This is a genomic window from Centipeda felix, assembly GCF_900186465.1.
In the GTDB taxonomy this organism is placed as follows: domain Bacteria; phylum Bacillota; class Negativicutes; order Selenomonadales; family Selenomonadaceae; genus Centipeda; species Centipeda felix.
On record NZ_LT891959.1, the window covers coordinates 104,328 to 125,269 of the forward strand.

Sequence of the window (20,942 nt, forward strand, 5' to 3'; positions counted from 1 at the left end):
CAACCATCGCTGATGTTCCTTTAACGCGCGTTGTATCTCGTCCATAGAAAGCTGTCGCTTATCCATATACTACCATCCTCGTCGTATCTCTGTCAAAGTCACTGCACAGCAGATTCGGAACGGAATGTCTCCTCCGGTGTGGTCGCTTGACTCACGTTACCAGAAGGATTTCCCTCGGCATTTTCATGCACAGATGCTTCCGAAACCAATCCCCCAAATGTCGTCGATTTTCCATGGATCGCGCCTTGCAGATGGGGGCAAATATCTACACAAAGGGAGGACTCAAAAAGCTGCGAGAAGCTCTTCGTGCTTGGAAGAAGAAAGAAGGTTATCTGCAAAATGATCGGACAAAACTGGATCAGGAAATCGTAGCTTTTCAAAGGCGGCCGATCCCATCTCCTGATGATCGGGATGCCTATGCGGAGTATCAGGATCGCAAGCGTGCACTCGACGAACGAAGTGATGCGCTGACGAAAAAAGCACAGGAACTGGCCGAGCAGAAAGCAAAACTGGCCGCATGGCAAAAACGTCTGCCCGCACAGATTGACGCCCCACAGGGAAAGGAAAAAATCAAAGAAATCGCCCTCGGCATCATACGGAAAAATGCGCCGTATCAGAAACGATACGATGCACTAAAAGCACGGCTGGATCGTGCAGCGAAAAGAATGAACCGTGCCAAAGTGCAAATGGATGCGCTCGCCAAAGCGGTAAAAACAGATCGGAACGACGTGAGACGCTACAAGATCGCTGCGCCGGAAAAAGTAAAAGACAGGCCCGGTATTATCGCCGAGGCTGTCTCTGGAAATGAACATTATGCGAGCCTTGTCGCCACCATGCGGGACGATAATTCTGCACTCAAAACATAGACACTCATGTCTGATGCAGCAAAAGAGGAAGAGGCAAATAAGCGGATGTATCGTGATCTATAGACGCTCATTCGTTGACAGCAAGCATCATTTTCCGATAAGATATGACTAAGACATAGAAGGAGGGATGAGGACAATGGCAATATACACATATAATGACTATCTGCGCGATCTGCTGAAGGATGCTCCCTGCATCTTGGCATACGACACCGCTGCGGACTACTTAGGTCTATCCAACGGAAGCAGTTTTCATGAGGCGGCCGACATCTACGTACTATCGCCATTGAACTTGAAGGGAACGCGGGAGCATATAATCCCATCCTTCGATACGGTAGACTATGAGCGGCGCAATGGCCTTCTATGCACAACTGTGAATCAAACCATCAATGATCTTTTACGTGCTGATGGCGACAACCAAGTGATACAAGAGAGCCTGGCCGACGTGTACTTTTCCAATGGAGAATCCTTCGATTCACTGCATATTGAAAAGGAACTGCTCCCGCGATTCGAAAAGTACAAGGTATGGGCTATGGAATATTACGACGAGGAATAATTGAGATGATAATAGGGACTGCACCAAGTTGGTGCAGTCCCTATTTATCATCGTTATGTGTGCTAAAGCATAATCGTAACCCGATACGTCTTTCCGCCCCGTTCGACGGAACCGCGTGTCAGCATTACAGGATGTCCCGGCCATGTGATAAACGTCGGATAATTCATGTCGATGACTTGGCACCCTTCAACTTCTCCCGGATTGCCAAATTTGATGGCCAACCGGTTTCGCGTATAGTTAAAGATCCAGTCCATCAGCTTCTTGTCATCAGTCAGGAAGGAAACCTCCATGTGTATGACGCTCGTACGTTCACCGAGCACGGTGAACGTCTCCCGCAGCGGCGGCGTTCCTTCCATGATCTTCTCAAATATCTGCCGACGCGGCTTTTTATCCTTACAGCTCCAGTTCGGTACATTTTCCCATGTCTGTTCAAAGTCTTCATAAGGCATTCCGCAATACACTTCATAGACTTTCTCCGGATGGCTTGTAACGGCCTCCACGTCCTCCTGCCATGTCGAGGCAAACGCCGCCGGCGTATAGGCCAGCATACAGAGGAGCAACAACAACAATCGCTTCATCGTAACTCTTCCTTCCATTCTTCTACGCGGCGATAGAAGGTCGACGGGCTCATACGGCAAATGCGCATCGCTTCCCTTGCCGTCACTTCCCCGTTCCTCCATCGTTCTATGGTCTCTCTGAAATCCTTTGTCGTTTCGACCCGTGGCCGGCCAAAACGCACGCCTTTCCGACGTGCGAGATCAATCCCCTCCCGCTGCCGCGTGCGTATTTTTTTACGCTCCTGCGCAGCAACGTAACTGAGCAGACTGAGAAACTGGTCTTCCATCAGTTTTCCCAGTTCCCCCATCTCTCGAAACTTGCGGCTGTCAAACAGTGATTCCTGCTCCAGAACGACAATATCGGCACCGATGTTTCGTGTCATATCTTTCCACTCATCGATGATCCCGTCGTAATCGCGCCCCAAGCGATCAAGCGCATCCAGGTAGAGCAGATCCCCTGCGCGGAGAACCCGCTTCATGGATTGGTAGGCCGGCCGTGAAAAGTCTTTTCCGCTCTGTCGATCCACAAAGATAAACCGCTCCTCGATTCCGATCTCTTTCATCTTTTCAATCTGCCGATCAGGATTCTGACTTTTGTCGGAGACACGAATGTATCCTATGTTCATCTTGCCCTCCTTCCCTTCATCATTCGATCAATCTGTTTCAAAACCTCTATGTTACTTTTGAGATGTTTCAAAATGATATACATGATATTTTGAGATACTTTTTCATGCCAGCTGCCACTCTCCTAAAAAGTATACCTTTTGAAAAAGCTGCACACATTTCTGTGCGCAGCTGCATCCCCATATTACCGGGCAAAGCCCCGCGACTCGTCTCTCTTGTTGCATTTTTTAAGAGCTGGAAGCAGGATCAGCTCCCTTCTGAGCAGCAGGGACTTTTTCATATACTCTTTGGAGATGTCCGATAGTCCTTCCGTGCTGTCAATCAGCCTGTCGATCTGTGCGGATGCCGTCTTGATTCTCGGCACGATGCGCTGGATCGCACGATGCAGGTCTTCCGGCGGATTCTTGAAGATTTCGTGGTAAAGAACACGCTCGTTATTCATTCGATAAACCGAGTTCAGATTGTACTCTTCCCGCTTAAATGCCGTTCCATTTTCCAATAAATATGCCTTTTCATTATCTGATTTAAGTGGTGAAAGGGATGACCCACAATCGTAAATCGGTGCAGGGGATAATGTCCCATCTGTCATCTCAATGAGTCCCCAGTTATCCAGATGACGATCTCCGTTGCCAATGAACGCATCTACAACGAACATATCCCAGAAGTAGTCTTTGATCTTTTCTCGATCTAGGCGCAGCGGTGAATGGTCGAGAACATCCATCACATCTTCAACGGTTGTTGTCCTGCGGGAGGTACTGTCTGTGTCGTTGAGAAGGAACTTGCTGAATTCAACCAAATTCCCTTCGCCATTTTGACAAAAGAGCTTACAGGCAACAACAATCTTTTCCATCTTATTCATAGGGTCTATGCACGTTGCGAGGAATGTCTCCTGTGCCGGGATACCTAGATGGCGAAAGATGCTGCATCCGATGTGTTCGGAAAACTGGTTGTTAATATAGCTAAGTGATGTTTTCTTTGTCGAACGAACGGGATCAGGAAATTTCACCATGTAGGTGTTCCCGTCATAGATCAATGTGCGTTTTCGTTCTGAACCGCCAAAGCGATTGCTGCGCCATGTTGCATTTGTAATGTCAATCATCTATCAGCCCTCCAAAATACATCAACATTTCCTCACGGTCAGCAGATGTAATATCTCCTTCCTTCATAGCATATTTCGTCTCGGAAAAAAGATGGCTCATTTCAGAAATCATGAAAGCACGGTTCTTCTCCTCATACGCCCGGTAGAATGCCGTCATATATTCACAAAGCACCTCTTCATAGTCTTCCGGATTATATTTGTACTCCATCATTATCGCCTCCTATAGGATTCATAAGCCTGATTGCGCCTCATGATAAAGCTCAATCCTCCGGTATCAACGCCCCAAAATAATCAAGGATATCATCACGTTCATCAGGAGATATAAAGCGCTCCTTCATCGCCTGTTTCGTGTCGAAAAAAATCCGTTGCCAGATACAAGATAAGTCAATAGCATTCGCCGTTGGAAGTGCCGCGTAAAAATTCGTCATGCTCTCACAGAGATAATCAACGTAGTCACTCGGATTATATTTGTACTGCTCCATGCGCCTCGCCTCCTACCTCAATTATACCGCAGAGCGGATGCCGCGACAACAGCTTCTTACTGGTACCCCTCGGGGATGCTGTCATCTCCCTGTGATGCCGTTGGTTCTTCCCTCCGGTGCTCCTCCTCGGCAGGAATCGTCGGATTTTCATCGACGAGGAACAGTCCCCCTTCGCTCTCCTCCATTGTTTTTGAGAGCGCGCTGATTTGACGTCGGAACACGATGTCCCTGCTCACGCTTTCATACTCCTCCAGCACATCAACGATCTTACCGCCGTGCTGAAAGATGGACTGCTGAACCAGGATGCACATTGTCCGACTGAAATTCTTCTGTTTTGCGACAAACTCCTCAAATTCCGCTGTCCGTGGGAAGCAGACAGACTTTGTAATCACATTCTTCTCTGCCATTTCCGTTATCCTTTCTCTCCACTACGCGCCTTATCGCCCAGCAGCTGAAAGAGCGGGCTGTTGATAAATGCGTTCAGCCCCTCTGCCTCGAGGAACACGGCATCGCTTGGATCGTCGATGTAGGCGAGCTCAATCTTCGCCCGCGTGCAGAATGCCATGAGTCGCTTTTCCAGTGCCTCACGCATCAGGATAGAGCCGCCTCCATAGACAGCAACAACATCCACTTCGTTGTTGGCTCTTGAGATGACCTGCTCGGCCATCGTCAGAATTTCCTCCGCCTCATCTTCGAGTGCCAGCATGAAATAGGACATGGCCGCATCATAATACTTGTGTGAAGCATCACGCAGATAGCGGGAGAAATCCTGCCGTGTCACACTCTGCAATCCGAAGTCCCTCTTAAAGGGATCCAGCACCCGCTCAATCGCGTGGCCGTTTCCGTTATGCGTCCCCATGATAAAGTCGGGCTTAAAGGAGATTCCCGTCGTGATGGGAAACTCCGTCGTGCCCTCACCGATGGCGATATGAAGGACACGCAGCGTCTTGAACTTCCCGGCGGAAAGGTTCTCGGGCTGATGAATCAGTGTCGGACGATGCATAAAGGCGTGTGCGGCCGTGACGCCCTCGGGGATCGCCTTGACGAAATCAAACTGAATAAAAACGACATACTCCTTTGCCCCGACATACACGGTAACCTTATGCTGCTTGTGCATGAACTTCTCGGCGAATGCGGCCGCCTTTGCCTTCGTGTAATAGGACACGGGAATCGCTGTCGCCATATCCACATGCACCTTGATCGCGTCTCCCGTATCAGGAACAGCCCCGCTCTCCCGATAGCACGCAGCGACTGCCTCTCCGGCGATATGTGCGAGCGTATTCACATAGACAATATCGCTGGACACCTTGTCATTATCTACGCCGACGGTGATCGACCGGCACCGCTGCCCGCTCGAGAGTGCATACGCGCCGACGTAGTAGATTGCTCCTTCCACGGAGACAATGAGGTTGTCGTGGATGTGCTTCAGCACATACTCCGGGTTCAGTTCGTCCAAATTCACCAGTTTTCCGACACGCGCAAAAACATTCGGTGCACTGATCCGCTGGCCGTTAATCACCAGATCCTGTTCGGCGTTTCCATTGTCATTTGCCACCAAAAACTGCATGACCGTTCCTCCTCGTCGTTCCTATACTCTTACCATTCATTCAGAAACAGATATGATTTCTATGCGATGTGCCGCATAAACACATGCGGATGTTCACGTAAATCTTTCACATCCATTTCATATTTAGTATATGTGACAGGAAATGGAAAAAATTCCTATCTTTTTTACTTTCCTGTTAGAACTTGATGAGAAACACAAAAGCCGGATGCAAAACATCCGACTTTCGTTCATGATTCACTTGCTGCAGGTGCGCTCAGTCTTCCATCAGCGCATCGTCTGCGGGCATGTCGTCAACATCTCCGCAGTACATTTCGTAGATTTCTTCATCCGTCATTGTGTTCACCTCCTTCAGCGGGCGGCCTCCTGTGCCTTATTCTGCTCCACACCCTTGACTGCGATGATAAAGAGTGTCTGCGACGGCATCTTCCCGCTGCGTGCCAGCGAATCGAACGCCGCCTCTGGGACAAGAGCCTTCATCGCCGCTTTTACGTGGCTCTGCTGCCATTTCAGCTCATTCAGTGCCTTACGTGCCGCACGAATGACATAGTTCGTCTCTTTGGACGGCTCGCGGATCTCTTTTGCCAGCAGCTGGATGAAGGTCTTTTCATAGTCCTTCGCGGGAACGACTTCCTGGACATCCGCGCCCAGGATCGCGTCCAGCCGTCGATTGGCTTCAAGGCGTGCCTTCATGTATGTACCGTAGTCGAGGTTCTGGAAGTCGTAGACTTCCTTTTTCGCCTGATAGCTCTTGTTGGCCGCTTCCTTTGCGTCCATGACCATCAGGAAGTAGTTGTCCCCCTTGAACGTGCCGCGCTCGGTGCGTCGTGCAAGATAGTCGATCATATCGTGCAGATAGGCATCCCGCCGCAGTTCCGGTGTCGGCGCGAGTGCGGGAACGCCTTTCCCTGACACGTCGGCCATATTGAAGAATTTCTTCGTATACGGCTGCTTGTCTTTGGTAAAGAGCACAAAGGTAACGGCTTTCGCATCCTTACGGATGGTGATGTCGGGGTTCGCTCCCGCCTCCTTTGCAGGAATCCAGCGATTATCCTGACTGCCAATATCCAGCTGATGCTGAACGGCGGGCAGCATATTCGCAACAGGCGGATAGAACGACTTATGTTCTCCATCCCTGCCCTGATAGATCAGGACAGGCACATGGATATTTTGCCGCTCTTCGTACGGTTTCTGCCAGACGGCATTCCCACTGGCGTGGGCTTCCTGCATACGGTCACTAAAGGCTTTGCTTGCCTCGCTGACCAGCTCTTTTGTCGTCTTCTTTTCCTGCGGCTTTTTTGCCTGGGTTTCCTTCTCCGGCCGCTTTTCCTCCTGCTCTGCCATTGGTTTTGCCTCCTCCTGCGCTTCCTTGCGATGTTCCTCCGCGTTCAGCTTGTCGGCGATTGCCTGTGCTTCCTGTGCCGTCAGTGCCTCCCCGCGTTCCTTCTCCGCCGCATTCAGCTTGTCGACGATTTCCTGCGCCTTGTCTTTGTCCTTAAACCACGCGCCCGCTTCTTCGCGGTTTCCACTATAGTCGGCAACATCCGCGTCCTTCCTGCGTTGTGCCTGATATATCATCAGACCCGCAGCCGGATCGATCGTGTTGCTTGAGACAAACCATTCGCTCTGCATGTTGTTCCTCCTTTGCTCACGCGCGGATGGACGCATTTCCTTTGCTTCGTGCGCCTCAACATCGCGCTCCCCTTCTTTCTGCGGCGCATATATGACAGGATCATACAGGCTTGTATAATCCTTCCCGTAGGCAAAATCCTCCCGCTCCTGCAGCGTCTTCATTTATATTGTCATGTTCTTTTGGCATACGCGCACCTCCTCTGCATCAAAAATCAGGCATTGGCTGTGACTGATAGAATTTTCGCCCTGTATCCGCCTCGTAGGATTCGAGCATGACCCGATCTCCGGGATCACCGGGATTAAAGAAGTGATAGGAGCCGTTCATCTGCTGCTCTTCCTGCCGCTGTTTGTCTGCCGTATCCTGCATCTGGCGAACGTTGCGGATCTGGATTTGATCCCCCATGGCATTTGAGAGCTGCATGATGGCCATCTGCTTGATCGCTTCGATCTGCGCTCCTGCCTGACGTACCTGTGTCTCTCCGACCGCCTGATTCGAGTTTTCCAGTGCCGTTTGGAGTGCCGTCATGATCTGATCCATGTCCTGGTAGCGGTTGATGGTGTTCTGCGTTGCCGCTGTGTAGCTGTCCGATATGAATTTGCTCGTCTTGCGGTAGTCGATCGCCTTGCCCGCAACACCATCGTCATAGTCCCGCTCAAAGGCTTCCGGATGGAGGTCGATGTTCGTGCGATTTTCTGCCATGGAGTGATAAAGGATCTTGATGTCCTTCATCCCCTGCTCTCTGCTCTCCGCCGGGAGCTTTCGGGCGTTTTCCTCCTCGATGCCGAGTTTGGCCGTCAGTTTTTCGAGCCAGGAAACGAACTTCGTCCCATAGAGGATGCTCTTAATATGCCGCGTGTAGTCATAGACATTGCCTCCGTTCGCGGCGAGGTCTTTTAGGGCAAAGGGGGACGGTGCACTGTCCGCCCAGGAGATGCTTGTGGGGCTGTAATAGTTCGGTGGGTCAAAAGGACGTGTTACGCCTGGAATTGACCACGCATAACCGATGCCGGCAGCTCCCATAAAGCATACGCAGAGTGCTGCGGTCACTTTCTTTGACCTTTTCCATCGTTTCATATTCAATCTCCTCTCTATTATGTGCCAGGCAGGAATTTGAATCCGTTGCCTATGCCAAACTGCTTGATGACCAGCTGGGAGAGCTTGTCACCCATCATGACGAACAGGAAGCAGACCAGTGCGAGTTTCAGCAAAATAGCGACCTGAAGGACGTGCTTGGTCTTTTGGATGGAGTTTGATGCCGTCACGACCTTGCGCCAATATCCGCCGCTGCGGTCACCATTCCATGCCCCCGCTGCTTTTTCCCAGCTGCCGTTTGCATCATAGAGCTCCAGAAGGTGATGACGCGCCACGGCGGTCTGCACATTCTCCGGCCACGGCGTCGTTGCCGGCGGGAATTGATCTTCCCATGCGCCGCTGTAGGGTCTCGACTGATACCCCGGAACACTCCAGGCCTCCGAATCATCTGCCCATGGCATCGGCGGCGGCTCGAATCCTGATCTTTCGCACCAGACATTCCAGTACTCGTAGCTGATCTGATACGCACCGTAGCCCCATCCATCCTGTGAAGGGGTCTGGAATGGATGCTCCTGTCCGCCGGTCTCGACACGGCGGATTGCCTCGAGTACCTCATCGATGCCCTCGCGCCCGCCGAAGTTCCCATTGCTGTTCTTCATCGCCTCTTCCACGGGGACGGTCTGCACATGGATGAGATCATCCACCACCATGTTCGACATGACGGACTGGAGCATCAGAGCAAAGAAGCAGAAGAAAAACAGTTTGATCGAGGCGCTGAAGATGCCGTTCATGCCGTTCTCTGCATAACGACGTGACCACTTGTGTCCCGCAAACATAAAGTTCGCTAGGCTGAACACGGCAACGAAGTAAAACTCGAGGTACGCCAGGATGATCTCAAACGCAAAGAGCAGGAACGAGCCAAAGATGATGAGGAGGAAGATGCTCCCGAACAGTCCCGTGACGATTTTGTTGAGCCAGTCAAATCCGCTCGAATCCGTTTCGTTGAGAACGGTAAAAATCGGCTCGATGATCTGTGCGCCCTTTGTCACGAGTGCTGTCGGATCGACGAGCATCGCCTTTGTCTGAGTGAGATCTACACCGCCCGTGGCTGCGCCCAGGCTGAGGAAGAGGTCGCGTGATCCGTTGATAAGGAACGCGCCCCAGTAGGTGATGGTATAAAAGAGCAGAAGATAGAGCAGCATCTTGAGTGCCAGCAGCTTAAAGATGCTGAAGCTCGGCTCTTGTCCTTTCTCCCGATCGACGCTCATCAGGATGTAGGTGAGCGCGAGATCAATCGTCATGAGGATGCCGATCACGTACTTGATGATGTCCTTGAGGAGATCCACTGCCTTGGTGCATGCGAGGGCAATGGTATCTATCGCTTTCTTGACGGGCTCCATAAAGGCAAATGCCGCATCCCAGACCATGCGCTTTCCCTGGCGGCTCGCTGCAAGGCCGTCATCTGTCGCATTGTCCGGAAGCCACGGCGCATACGGATGATAGAGCGCCGGACTGATCGGCGAGTCATTGATCCGTACCTCAAAATGCAGATGCGGTCCCGTCGATACGCTGGTCGCCCATGCTGGCCCCAGATACCCGATCAGCTGCCCGCGCTGCACATGATTGTCAATGCTCTCCTTGATGGCAGCAGCCGGTAGATACCCATCATTCGGGTCGAGATCGCCATACCATGTCTGGAACTTGCTTCCGTCAGGCGCGGTATGCTGTAGGATGACATATCCATCAAATGAGTCGTCCTGCACTGCGAGAACAACTTCTCCATCCGCAACAGCATAGACAGGCTCATGTGCCTCGCCGCCGATGTCGATGCCGTTATGTCGGCGCACTACCCCCGTGATGGGATGTGTACGCCCCGCACTAAAGGGACTGGTCACCTGGATCTCGTGGCCGTGCAGCGGCGCATCCATCATTAAGAGCGCGGCCGCACTCACGGATGTGGATGATGCCAATAGGAAAAGGACAAGCAGCAGCAAAATGTATCTCGATCTCATGCGCGGAATCCTCTCATACAGATATATATTCATAGTACCCCAGAACATCTGTGAATTTTTCCTATCTTTTTTACACTTCAACGGAAAAGCAACTATATACAGTTGCTTTTTGTATAGGGCGCGGTATAATGAAAGAAGGAGTGAGGTGGACAATGAAGAATATATTACGGTACAGAGAGTATGTCGGCTCGATAGAGATCAACGAACACGAGGGCTTCCTCTATGGGCGTGTGCTTGGGATCCAGGAGAAGCTCACATACCGGGCAGAACGCGCGGACGAACTGGTCAGACGGTTTCGTGCAGAGATCGATGCGTATCTTGACCGCTGTGCACGGGAAAACGATACGCCGGAGATTCCGTATAAGGGTACCTTTAATATCCGTATCACACCTGCACTCCACCGAGCACTTGCGCTCCACGCTGCACAAACAGGGTTGAGCCTAAACCATCTGGTTGAGAATATCCTCACGGCCTATGAGCCGCTCTATGAGTCACCAAAGGATACATCAATACGATAAGGAGAGTGATTTCCATGGGAATTTTGTCCAGCCTGAAACAGTGGAACGATGAGTGCAACGAACGGGGAAAAATCATTGAACAGCAAGAGGCTGAAAAACGTCGCCTGAAGTGGAAACAGGAAATAGAGGATTATATCGACAGCTATCCCAATACAGCACACGTTATCAAGCATCTACTCGATGTATTCGCTGAATGCGACTTAGATATACTCATTAAAGGGCAAGCCCCTAAAATATCCGCAATGCTCGGAGAAATCTACCGCAATCAAGCCGATGTTTCGCGTTTACACGAACTGGAAGGACGATATGAGGAACTAAAAGAGCGGTATGACGAGCTCAAAAAAGAATACGATAGGCAAAGCGAACTCATTGCAGAAATTGCAAGGAAGAGCGCCCCTCTAACGAGATAAAAAATGCTTCTCCATCCACCAACTGGATCGAGAAGCATTTTTTTATTTGATCGGTGAGATTTTCGAAATATCTCTTGCAACATCATTCGCGACAGTTGCCGCACCGCGTGCCACTGTTGCTATGCCGCTGCCCGCGCTTTTTACCCCGTTCTTTGCGCTCTGTGCGATGCTTTTCCCACCGCTTACGGCAAGTCCCGTTGCCGTAGGTGCTTGTTGATTGGCGCCTACTCCAAAGTATTTTTGTGCTGCCTCAATTCCCGCCTTCGTGGACTTGCCAACCATAGAGTCTCTTGCATAGTGCCCCATACCTCGTCCGGCAGCAGACATCATCATGCCAGCCCCAGTATTCATGGCATTCGCGCCAGCGCGTGCGAGACCAGCTATGCCACCGCCACCTTGTCCATATCCCGACACCGCAGATTTTGCCATATTGCCCGCAACACTTGTTCCGCCAGATGCGATCGCTGCACCGGCAGCGACACCGGCGGAGGTCACATTCTTCGCGGTCTGTGTCATGCTCGCACCGTTGAGCGAGGGAGAGCCGCTGAGAAGCCCCTGCACCAAGTCGGGGATCTTCTTGATGAGGAGATACAGCAGAAGACTCACGACAACGGCCTGTATGAGGACGGGCATATTGCCGATGATACCGCCCTTAGAGGGATCCTGTGCGATCTTTGCAAATTCATCACAGTAGTCCGTGAGGATCCTGCTGCTCATTGCCGTGAGAAAGGAGATGACAGCGACCTTGATCGCTAGGTTGAACATGGCACCCAGAGCCCGTTCAAAGAGGAACTTCGTCTGCGGAAGCGCAGCGAACGGAATCAGTGGAATAGTGATCATCGCCATGGTGAAGAACTCAATCTTTGCCATGAGCATCTCAATCCCTGCCAGGACGAGCAGGATGAACATGATGACAAGGCAGAGGATGGTAAACAGCCCGGAGATCGGCGACCAGATCGAGAATGCCTCCTGTGCTGCACCGTACCCCGTTGTGAACATCGTGACCGCATTTGCAATGAGTGAGCCGGAGCCCATCCCCTCACTGTAGCCACCCGCGTGATACCCGATCGCCTGGAAGCCGCTGCACAGGCTGCCCATAATATCAATCCCGTGGCCGTACCAGTTCAGGATGAGGAAGAGATAGAGCCCTGTCTCGAGGAGTGTCTGGACGAGGAATTTCATCTTATCGCCGCTGATGAGATCGAGGGAGATCTTCACGGAGGCGGAGATTGCCGTCAAGACGATGAGAAGTTTCGCAGCGACAGGCATGATGCTGACTGCGCCGGACTTCGTATAGTCGATATAGGTGCGTGTAAATGGCTGGAGGAAGTCATACCATTTGCTGTCCTCGTTCGCAGTGACGTGCATCCGGTACTCGAACGGTGTCTGATCTGCGCCGCCGAAGTTCCCGCCGAACGCACTCATGAGCACCGTGCCGAAGTTGAGCGCAAGCCCGATGCCGAGGATGATGTTCCATGTGGTCTTGTTGGCCGTCTCGACGTTAAAGGCAATCATGATGCCCGCGAGTGCAATCATGATGGTCGATATGATCCGCGCAACGGTAAACATTCCGTTCGCCATGGTAGTGAGGTTGTTCTGGAAGGCGTTGTCGCCGCCCTTTAGACCGATGTCCGAGCTAAAGCTCGCGGCGGCGGACGCTGTTGTGCTGTCCGCCAGGACGAGAACGGCGACGAGGACAAAGATGCCGAGCGGCAGAACATGCCGCAGCGTCTCAGTGCATCGGTGCATATCCACCACTCCATTCATTGCTGTGCCTTGATGCTTGCAAGAGCCGCCTTACCTGCGGCAAGATTGCGCTGTGCCGCCTGTTGCTCATTCGACTCAATGGTCGCGCGGCGCAGGTTCTCTGCCTGGTAGTGCGATGCCTCAGCGGCAACGGCGTTGCTATACATCTTCGTCATCTGGAGCAGTGCCAGCACGCTGTTGGCGTTGATGGCGTTGCCCGACTGCATGACCTGCATGGTTCCCTCCGCCTGATTCGACGCATTCAGGGCTTCCTGCGTGGACTTTGCGATCTCGAGGTTTGCCTGCTGCGTGTTCTGGGCGGACTGTGCTGCATCCTTGAATGTGGCCGCGAGTGTCTCCTCCCGTCGGCGTTCGTTCAGGATGCCTGTGGCGACAGTCGTGTTGCCGTTGAGGATGGACTGCAGATCGCCAAGACGCTCACGCCAGACGGTATCGAGAGGATTCGGATTCGTCCTGCCCTTTTTGTCGCCCCAAATCTTGCCGAGCACGCCCTCCTGCCCCATCTTCTCGTCAAAGATCTGTTTCTGCTGTGCACCCTGCATCTGTGCATACTTTTCGATCTCTGCGCTGCTGATCTTCTTGGAGTTGAGGATCATGAGTGCCAGTTCCTTCTCCTCGGTCGAGAGGATCTTAGCCGTCTGGATGGCCGTTTTGATCGCTTCCTCGATGTTCTTTTGGTCAATGACTGCAATCGCCGCCTCGCTGTGATGCCCTGCCGGGATCATGGCGAGCAGCGAGGCAGAGATGCCGAATGCGACACCGACGGCAACAGCTGTTTTTCTGATGGTCATGGTAAACACTCCTTTTTGACAATTCTCCTCCATAATCTATGGTAATGGAAATTTTTGCCGAAAAATCCTATCTTTTTGTATTTTGAAGTTAATTGGGCAGTTCTTTTGTCATCTGCATCATTTTTCCCTGGTCGATGATGTGAAAAAACGGCTCACGCATCAGGATGAAAATGCGCTCATGGTCACTTCCCTTGTCGATCAGTAGACGATTCTCCTGCATCTCAACGCTGTGCCCCGGCTCGTGCATCAGCGAGAGGAGGTCGACGGTGGACGCGACACTGTACGTTTCGATCACTTCCTTGACGGCAATTTCGTTTTTTGCTGCATAATAGAGGTTGAGCGTGACGAATAGAAGCAGTGCATTGACGAGAAGCAGCAGTTTTGTGAGTGTCCGCACGCCATCGCCGTGGCAGCGCGTGTAGATCCAGCCGCCGATGATGAGGACAAGCAGGGAAATACCTGCGGTTTGGATTAGATTCATAGCTCCCTCCCTCACCCGTATTGATACATCTGATAGAGGTTCATGTAGGCACGATGTACTTTGGCCACATAGTCAATCGTCTCCTGGTACGGCGGTACTCCACCGTACTGGTAGACGGCAGCACTGCCGGCGTTGTAGGCGGCGACGGCCGTACTTACGCCGTATTCGCCGAGCCCGCCGAAGTTGTCGAGCTGTGTGCGCAGGTAGATCGTTCCGCCGAGGATGTTGCCGAGCGGATCATAGGGATTCACACCGATGCCGGCCGCCGTAGCGGGCATGAGCTGCATGAGTCCAATCGCACCGGCAGGGCTGCCCGCTCCCAGGTAGAAGTGGGATTCCGTCTCCATGACGGCCGTGATGAGGAGTGGATCGACGTTGTAGCTTGCCGAAGCGTACAAGATGGCATTCGTGATCCAGTCGCACTGCGCCGTGTCACCATTATAGAAGCTGGCATCGGTATAGATGACGCTGTAGAGGTCGGCGGCTTCTCCCCTGCCCGGCAGGAGGACGCTCAGTGAGAGCGCACAAAGGACAAATAATCTGATATAGTGCATAGCATTCTCCTTCCTCGTCTGTTCTTTTTAGTATAAACGACAGGAAAGGGAAAAAATCCGCTCTTTTGCACACATAAAAAGAACTTGCCGTCATGACAAGTTCTTTTTATGTATCTATACTGCGGTCAGCGTGTGTACGCTGCTTGTGGTGTATGCGTATGGTTCTTTGTTTGCGGATGCGCGCCCTTTTAGCACATCCATTCGTCCATGATCTCGACGAATTTGCGGATGTCGGCTTCATGTAGCGGATAGTAGCTGCGCTCAATCCGCTCCATCGGGACGGCAGCGAGAATTGTCTCAAAAGGGATGCAGCGCAGCCACTGATAATAGGCAAGTGCCCATCCTGCCCAATATGCGGGTGTTTTCTCCGCATAGAGAGCCGCCGGATAGGGAGGTTTTTCTATGTCCAACTCCCACAGGCAGTCCCAAAGCAGTTCGCAGCCGGTGCGCCCGGCAACATAGCGGGGGTTCCCTTTGCTAAATTGATCGGCCACACCGGAGTCCACGAAGTACTCTGCCGCCTTCCCGATGGGGATATGGCAGGTGTTGACGGCGTAGTCAAACATGTTGCCAAGATTCACCTGTGCGTCCGCGATATAGAGGTCTGAGTAGGATCTCGTCGTCATTCCTGATGCCCTCCTGAATGATACGCTCGATGGTCAGCTTGTTGGGAACGCGGATCTGTCCCCTGAGAGAACGTCGGTAGTCGTCACGCGCACGTACATCACGCTCCATATATAAACGGATGTATTTCTGCGCTGTCCGGTAGGCACGTTTGAATGTAAGCCGCTCAAATGCCTGCTCCGATTTTATCGCAACCTGCTCCCCCAGTTTTCCGAGATGCATTGCTGCACTGAGTTTGTCCAGACTGATGCGGTTCTGCAAAAAATCCGTTGCATACTGAAAGTATGAATCGTCCGCACGATACCCAACCACAACATCAGCCCGTGACAGGTCTACCGCAAAGTTTTGGATGAGATACTCCCGCGCATCGTCACTGTCATCGTCCAGATTGTTCGGCTGGCGGTGCTGCAATAGTGTCCCAATCCAGTTAAGCGTATGGTACTGCTCTGAATTTAAGTTGACAATGTGCAGCCCATCTATTTTTAATGTGTAGCCTGAGACGACACCGCTCCCCCCACGCTGGCAAGACCACTCTTTCGCAAGTTCCATATCCTCTGTACAGTAAAAGCACTTGCCGAAATCGTTTGCCTCACGGCACTTCGACAGGCTTGGCCAACCGATGGCATCACGAGCGCCGTGAAAGAGAATAATTTGTCGCTGCGTGATCCGCGCAGGAAGAAACGCCTCGTGAAGATAATGCGCTTTAAGATATGCGCACGTTCCAGATGATATCTTTCCCGTATCGAGGGTGCATTCGATACTGCCTTTCAGCTCGTGTTGCGCCTTGGGGATCAGCGCGGCCTGTCCCACAGATTCAAGGGCAGTGATTTTCTCCCGAATTTCCTGCGGCATCTGCTCTTCTGCGTAAATATCCGCTGCATTCTCGTTGCGCATGGACTTTCCTTTCCTCAACGAACGGCCGCATCATGGGCGTGACGCAAAATCGCGGATGATCCCATGTTTTGACAAGCTCTATTCAAAGATGGTGCGTACATCCTCTGTATAGTTCGTCACGCCGTCATGATCGAAAATCTCCTGCGTGTCGTTATAGGTGATCTGCGGGTTCTCGATCTTCCCGGAATGATAGGCGAACTGAATCACGTACCCATTGAGTGCAGTCTCGAGTTCGGCAGCACTCCTGAGCTTTTGATTCTTCCACGCCAAGACGATCTCGTCGTATTTCTCCATACATCCACCTCGACTTCTCTGCTGCCATTATAACATATATTTCAGCGAGAATTTCTTTTCACGCCATCATAAAATTCATCCAGCAGAAGCATACCATATACGCATACGCCTGCGTGGTACCACTAAAATCTCGCCCATGATAGCTCACTTGTCAGGCTTATGAACGATATGCATAGAAAAAAGGCTGCCGAAGCAGCCCTCGTTCAAACGATTTCTTTTAGACCAAACCATGTGCAAGCATGACGTCTGCCACCTTGGAGAATGCAGTGATATTTGCGCCCGCAACGAGATCATCGGAGTCAGCATAAAGCTCTGCATTTTTCTTTGCATCACGGTAGATATGGCTCATGATCTTGCGAAGGCGCTTATCCACCTTCTCAAAAGTCCACTGGCGGCGCTCAGAGTTCTGCGACATCTCAAGGGCGGATACGGCCACACCGCCCGCATTGGCCGCCTTTGCCGGGGCAAAGAGTACCTTGTGGCTCTGGAAATAAGCAATGGCGTCAAGCGTAGACGGCATATTTGCACCTTCGCCGACTGCTTGCACTCCATTGGCGACCAGCAGCTTGGCAGAATCCAGATCGATTTCACTCTGTGTCGCGCACGGAAGTGCAATATCACACTTCACCGACCAGACGCCGCTGCATCCTTCGTGATACTCTGCATTAGGGTGCGTATCTGCATATTCTTTGATCCGTGCACGACGCACTTCCTTGATCTCCTTGAGTGCGGCAAGGTCAATGCCGTCCGGATCATAGATATAGCCGTTCGAATCGGAGCACGTCACAACCTTCGCACCAAATTCCTGCGCCTTCTCAATGGCATATGTAGCGACATTTCCAGCGCCGGAGACAACGATTGTTTTGCCTGCGAGGTCGATTCCTTTTGCCGCAAGCATATCCTGCACGAAGTAGAGAAGACCATAGCCCGTCGCTTCAGTACGCGCAAGACTTCCCCAGTAGTCCGTACGTTTGCCTGTCAGAACACCCGCATCGTAGGAGTCACGAATGCGCTTGTACTGTCCAAAAAGATAACCGATTTCACGCCCGCCGACGCCAATATCGCCTGCCGGCACATCCACATTCGGACCGATATGACGATAGAGCTCCGTCATGAAGCTCTGGCAGAACTTCATCACTTCGTTATCTGAGCGGCCGTGCGGATCAAAATCTGAGCCCCCCTTGCCGCCGCCGATGGGAAGGCCGGTCAGAGCATTCTTGAAGACCTGCTCGAAAGCAAGGAATTTCAGGATATCAAGCGTAACACTTGGATGGAAGCGAAGACCTCCCTTATAGGGGCCCAAGGTGCTGGACATCTGGACGCGAAAGCCGCGGTTGACCTGAATTTCCCCCTTGTCGTCTACCCAAGGGACTCGGAAGGAGATGATGCGGTCCGGCTCGATCAGGCGCTCCAAAATCTTGTGCTCCTTATACTCAGGATGCTTTTCCAAGAGAGGGACAACCGAGGTCAGCACCTCACTGACGGTGTTTTTAAAATGGCTTTGATCGGGATCGCGCTTCGATACCAGATCCAAAATATCATCCACGTACTGTTTCATGTTCGACATAATAATTCCTCCCTCTTATCCTTCCTGGAGATTATCCAGTGAACGAGAATGAGTATAGCATAGAGGATGAAGTTTTGTATAGCGGTTGTGGGCATGAATACAATATGCATTTACAAATACAAAGAGTGTTCCCCTCCTCCGTTCAATGAGGAGAAAGGAACACTCTTCTCAAGTTATAGATGATATGGTTCATGACGGCTGATCTTGAACGAGCGATAGATCTGTTCCATTAAGAACAGCCGTATCAGTTGATGCGGCAGGGTAAATTGTGAGAAGGACAGACGCAGATCTGCTCGTTGGCGCAATTCATCGGACAGTCCAAAGGGACCACCAATTAGAAATGCAATATGGCTTTCTCCCATGAGCATCAGACGATCAATCCGCGCGGAAAATTTCTCGGAAGACATCTCCTCGCCGCCCACATCCAAAACGATCAGGTAAGCCCCCTGTGGGATTTGCGAAGACAGCCGTTCGCCCTCGTGGCGAAGAACTTCCTCCTTTTCCGCGGGAGAAGGTCGATCCTTCATGCGTTCTTCGATGATCTCGATCGTACGCAGATCGGTATAATGGCGGAGACGTTTTTTATACTCTGCAATACCGTCGCGTAAATATTTCTCCTTTAGCTTCCCCGCGCAGACAATCGTAATTTTCAACGATCCTCCTGCGGCATCTCTTCCAGAACGACTTCTGCTTTGTTCTTCGTACTGTTTCGTTCATAGGTTACCGTCACCTTGTCACCGACCTTATAGGAGGCAATCTTATTTCGCAGGTCAGCAACACTGTTGACTTCCTCTCCGTTAATCTCAAGAATGATGTCTCCGCGTTGGAAGCCCGCTTTACCGCATGGACCGTCGAGTGTCAGACGGAAGATATAGACCCCCTTATCGATGTTCAGCTGGTAGCCGTAGCGAGCTGCCGTGTCCGGATCGAAGACGGATACACCGAGATAGGGGCGTGCCACATAACCTTTTTCGATCAGTTCGTTGACGATTGTCTGTACAGTATTGATCGGAATGGAAAAGCCCATTCCCTCTACGCCGCTCGCTGCGACCTTCGCACTGTTGATGCCAATGACCTCTCCATCAGCATTGACCAATGCCCCGCCGGAGTTGCCCGGACTGATTGCCGCATCCGTCTGAAAGAGCTTGACGCGTTTGTCACTGATGTCAAGGGTTCGGTTCAAGGCACTGATCACACCTGCCGTAACGCTGCCCTGAAACTCAAGCCCCATGGGATTGCCAATAGCAATAGCAGGCTCTCCGACAACCACGCCGTCCGAATCACCGAATACGGCTGTCGGAAGATTGTCCTCATCCACCTTCACCACAGCAAGGTCGGTAAACTCATCCTGACCGATCAATTTTCCCTTCAGTGATCGTCCATCTGCGAGAGAAACGATGATTTCCTTTGCCCCACTGATTACGTGATTGTTCGTGACGATATAGCCGTCGCTGCGAAAAATAACACCGGAGCCGACGCCCTCTGTCTGCACCGGATTATTGAACCAGTCGCGTGCCACAGCCTTGTTCGTAATCCCAACGACAGCAGGACCTACAGCTTTTGCCGCACGCACTACGGGTGTATTACGCGCATCGGAGATATTAGAAACATCCACGGTCTGTGCGGGTTTTGTCCCTGTCGTTCGGGTGTCGGCAGCCGTGCCCATGGAACAACCACCCAAAATTGCAAGGGATGCCAATACTGCGGCGGCGGTCAAAACAACGCCCTTGCGCCGATGGCATTTGAAATGTAAATTCATCATAACAGCTCCTCTTTACAGCTTAACTTCCGCTCCGCCCTCAGGAAGACAGGATTCGACATCCATCGTCATACCGCGCGTTGCGAGAATATCCTTGATCGTATTGAAAGCAAGATCGGGGCCATTGTTTTCCTCCGAAAGGTGCGCCAGAAAAACCTTGTGCGGTATCTTCTTCATGCGCGTCAGTGCCCATCCCGCTTCGGCATTGGCAAGATGTCCACGGTTGGAGAGGATTCGCCGTTTGAGCGGCCAAGGGTATTTTCCTTTACGGAGCAAATTTGTATCGTGGTTGGCCTCGAAGACGAGCACATCAGCCCCCTCCATCGCCTCCTGTACGGTATCTGTCACAACGCCAAGATCGGTAGCAAGTGTACAGCAATATGAGCCCTCTACGCGGAATCCGCAGGGATCTGCCGCATCATGGGAAATAGGGAATGGGTGTATGGTAACATCACCGACGCAAAAATCCCCAGAGATACAATGCATATCCTCCGCGAACACGGCACCCCCGTCAATTCCAGCAAGAGTCCCCCGGGTCGCAAGGATTGGCAGGTGGTATTGCTTCGACAGAGTCTTCAGACCTCGTACATGGTCGATATGCTCATGGGTAAGGAGTATGGCGTCAATGGTTTGCGGATCGATTTCATTGGCTCTGAGTGCTTTCGTGATCCGTGCCGCACTGATGCCGGCATCGATCAGAAGACGCACCCCGTCCAGCTCTATATAGACGGAATTTCCCTTGCTTCCACTCGCTAACACAGTTACCTGCAAACTATATCCCCTCCAGTGAACACATCTTATTCTTTCTGTCTGTAAATTTTCTGCATAATTTCTATGGACTGCGTTAATGAAGCACCGATA

General features: G+C 51.8%; 25 protein-coding genes. 4 read left to right on the forward strand and 21 right to left on the reverse strand.

The features are described 5' to 3' along the window. Positions 1 to 233: 233 nt before the first annotated feature. Positions 234 to 866 (forward strand): hypothetical protein, encoded by a 633-nt coding sequence (locus C1713_RS07885; protein ID WP_138774482.1) that lies wholly within the window; start codon positions 234 to 236, stop codon positions 864 to 866. Between the two features lie 136 nt (positions 867 to 1,002). After that, a complete protein-coding gene (locus tag C1713_RS07890; RefSeq protein ID WP_050343858.1) occupies positions 1,003 to 1,419 on the forward strand; it encodes a hypothetical protein in 417 nt (138 codons plus the stop codon). Between the two features lie 62 nt (positions 1,420 to 1,481). On the opposite strand, the gene C1713_RS07895 is transcribed toward C1713_RS07890, so the two are convergent. The 10 genes from C1713_RS07895 to C1713_RS07940 all read right to left on the reverse strand — a co-directional run bounded on the left by C1713_RS07895 (position 1,482) and on the right by C1713_RS07940 (position 10,422). Then, positions 1,482 to 1,997: a hypothetical protein gene (locus tag C1713_RS07895; protein ID WP_102493566.1), complete on the reverse strand. Its 516-nt coding sequence runs from the start codon at positions 1,995 to 1,997 to the stop codon at positions 1,482 to 1,484. After that, positions 1,994 to 2,602: a recombinase family protein gene (locus C1713_RS07900; protein WP_102493567.1), complete on the reverse strand. Its 609-nt coding sequence runs from the start codon at positions 2,600 to 2,602 to the stop codon at positions 1,994 to 1,996. Before C1713_RS07900 ends, C1713_RS07895 begins: the two co-directional genes overlap by 4 nt. 182 nt (positions 2,603 to 2,784) lie before the next feature. Then, positions 2,785 to 3,699: a HipA domain-containing protein gene (locus C1713_RS07905; protein WP_102493568.1), complete on the reverse strand. Its 915-nt coding sequence runs from the start codon at positions 3,697 to 3,699 to the stop codon at positions 2,785 to 2,787. Then, on the reverse strand, positions 3,692 to 3,907 hold the full coding sequence (locus C1713_RS07910) for a hypothetical protein (RefSeq protein ID WP_061946806.1): 216 nt from the start codon (positions 3,905 to 3,907) through the stop codon (positions 3,692 to 3,694). The genes C1713_RS07905 and C1713_RS07910 overlap by 8 nt, the downstream gene beginning before the upstream one ends. 52 nt (positions 3,908 to 3,959) lie before the next feature. Next, on the reverse strand, positions 3,960 to 4,181 hold the full coding sequence (locus C1713_RS07915) for an imidazolonepropionase (protein ID WP_102493570.1): 222 nt from the start codon (positions 4,179 to 4,181) through the stop codon (positions 3,960 to 3,962). 56 nt (positions 4,182 to 4,237) lie between these two features. Continuing rightward, positions 4,238 to 4,588: a hypothetical protein gene (locus C1713_RS07920; protein WP_102493571.1), complete on the reverse strand. Its 351-nt coding sequence runs from the start codon at positions 4,586 to 4,588 to the stop codon at positions 4,238 to 4,240. Between the two features lie 5 nt (positions 4,589 to 4,593). Continuing rightward, the gene (locus tag C1713_RS07925; protein WP_102493572.1) at positions 4,594 to 5,748 is read right to left on the reverse strand and encodes a ParM/StbA family protein; all 1,155 of its coding nucleotides are present in this window, start codon (positions 5,746 to 5,748) and stop codon (positions 4,594 to 4,596) included. Positions 5,749 to 6,096: 348 nt separating this feature from the next. Next, positions 6,097 to 7,539, reverse strand: coding sequence for a hypothetical protein (locus C1713_RS12175; RefSeq protein WP_212669102.1), 1,443 nt, complete (start codon positions 7,537 to 7,539; stop codon positions 6,097 to 6,099). Positions 7,540 to 7,582: 43 nt separating this feature from the next. Then, positions 7,583 to 8,452, reverse strand: coding sequence for a hypothetical protein (locus C1713_RS07935; protein WP_245871054.1), 870 nt, complete (start codon positions 8,450 to 8,452; stop codon positions 7,583 to 7,585). A 17-nt stretch (positions 8,453 to 8,469) separates the two neighbouring features. After that, positions 8,470 to 10,422 carry a peptidoglycan DD-metalloendopeptidase family protein gene (locus C1713_RS07940; RefSeq protein ID WP_102494053.1) on the reverse strand — a complete coding sequence of 651 codons (1,953 nt, stop codon included), beginning with the start codon at positions 10,420 to 10,422 and terminating at the stop codon, positions 8,470 to 8,472. A gap of 152 nt (positions 10,423 to 10,574) precedes the next feature. On the opposite strand from C1713_RS07940, the gene C1713_RS07945 reads away from it, so the two are divergent. Then, on the forward strand, positions 10,575 to 10,940 hold the full coding sequence (locus tag C1713_RS07945) for a type II toxin-antitoxin system HicB family antitoxin (RefSeq protein ID WP_102493573.1): 366 nt from the start codon (positions 10,575 to 10,577) through the stop codon (positions 10,938 to 10,940). A 14-nt stretch (positions 10,941 to 10,954) separates the two neighbouring features. Further along, positions 10,955 to 11,350 carry a hypothetical protein gene (locus C1713_RS07950; protein WP_050343840.1) on the forward strand — a complete coding sequence of 132 codons (396 nt, stop codon included), beginning with the start codon at positions 10,955 to 10,957 and terminating at the stop codon, positions 11,348 to 11,350. Positions 11,351 to 11,392: 42 nt separating this feature from the next. On the opposite strand, the gene C1713_RS07955 is transcribed toward C1713_RS07950, so the two are convergent. The 11 genes from C1713_RS07955 to C1713_RS08005 form a co-directional block, all read right to left on the reverse strand. Continuing rightward, positions 11,393 to 13,099, reverse strand: coding sequence for a type IV secretion system protein (locus tag C1713_RS07955; protein WP_102493574.1), 1,707 nt, complete (start codon positions 13,097 to 13,099; stop codon positions 11,393 to 11,395). A gap of 14 nt (positions 13,100 to 13,113) precedes the next feature. After that, positions 13,114 to 13,908: a hypothetical protein gene (locus tag C1713_RS07960; RefSeq protein ID WP_102493575.1), complete on the reverse strand. Its 795-nt coding sequence runs from the start codon at positions 13,906 to 13,908 to the stop codon at positions 13,114 to 13,116. 88 nt (positions 13,909 to 13,996) lie between these two features. Next, on the reverse strand, positions 13,997 to 14,389 hold the full coding sequence (locus C1713_RS07965; protein WP_102493576.1) for a hypothetical protein: 393 nt from the start codon (positions 14,387 to 14,389) through the stop codon (positions 13,997 to 13,999). An 11-nt stretch (positions 14,390 to 14,400) separates the two neighbouring features. Continuing rightward, the gene (locus tag C1713_RS07970) at positions 14,401 to 14,943 is read right to left on the reverse strand and encodes a lytic transglycosylase domain-containing protein (protein ID WP_102493577.1); all 543 of its coding nucleotides are present in this window, start codon (positions 14,941 to 14,943) and stop codon (positions 14,401 to 14,403) included. Positions 14,944 to 15,131: 188 nt separating this feature from the next. Further along, the gene (locus C1713_RS07975; RefSeq protein WP_102493578.1) at positions 15,132 to 15,569 is read right to left on the reverse strand and encodes a transcriptional regulator; all 438 of its coding nucleotides are present in this window, start codon (positions 15,567 to 15,569) and stop codon (positions 15,132 to 15,134) included. Continuing rightward, entirely contained in the window at positions 15,502 to 16,419 is a 918-nt protein-coding gene (locus C1713_RS07980) for a DUF3990 domain-containing protein (protein WP_245871056.1), read from the reverse strand. The genes C1713_RS07975 and C1713_RS07980 overlap by 68 nt, the downstream gene beginning before the upstream one ends. Before the next feature lie 120 nt (positions 16,420 to 16,539). Next, positions 16,540 to 16,755 (reverse strand): hypothetical protein, encoded by a 216-nt coding sequence (locus C1713_RS07985; protein ID WP_245871058.1) that lies wholly within the window; start codon positions 16,753 to 16,755, stop codon positions 16,540 to 16,542. A gap of 217 nt (positions 16,756 to 16,972) precedes the next feature. Continuing rightward, entirely contained in the window at positions 16,973 to 18,322 is a 1,350-nt protein-coding gene (gene gdhA / locus C1713_RS07990) for an NADP-specific glutamate dehydrogenase (RefSeq protein WP_102493580.1), read from the reverse strand. Positions 18,323 to 18,495: 173 nt separating this feature from the next. Beyond that, positions 18,496 to 18,975, reverse strand: a complete 480-nt coding sequence (gene rlmH, locus C1713_RS07995) for a 23S rRNA (pseudouridine(1915)-N(3))-methyltransferase RlmH (RefSeq protein WP_102493581.1) — start codon at positions 18,973 to 18,975, stop codon at positions 18,496 to 18,498. Further along, positions 18,972 to 20,084: a S1C family serine protease gene (locus C1713_RS08000; protein WP_009442108.1), complete on the reverse strand. Its 1,113-nt coding sequence runs from the start codon at positions 20,082 to 20,084 to the stop codon at positions 18,972 to 18,974. Before C1713_RS08000 ends, rlmH begins: the two co-directional genes overlap by 4 nt. 12 nt (positions 20,085 to 20,096) lie before the next feature. Then, the gene (locus C1713_RS08005) at positions 20,097 to 20,852 is read right to left on the reverse strand and encodes an MBL fold metallo-hydrolase (protein WP_102493582.1); all 756 of its coding nucleotides are present in this window, start codon (positions 20,850 to 20,852) and stop codon (positions 20,097 to 20,099) included. Positions 20,853 to 20,942 lie beyond the last annotated feature (90 nt).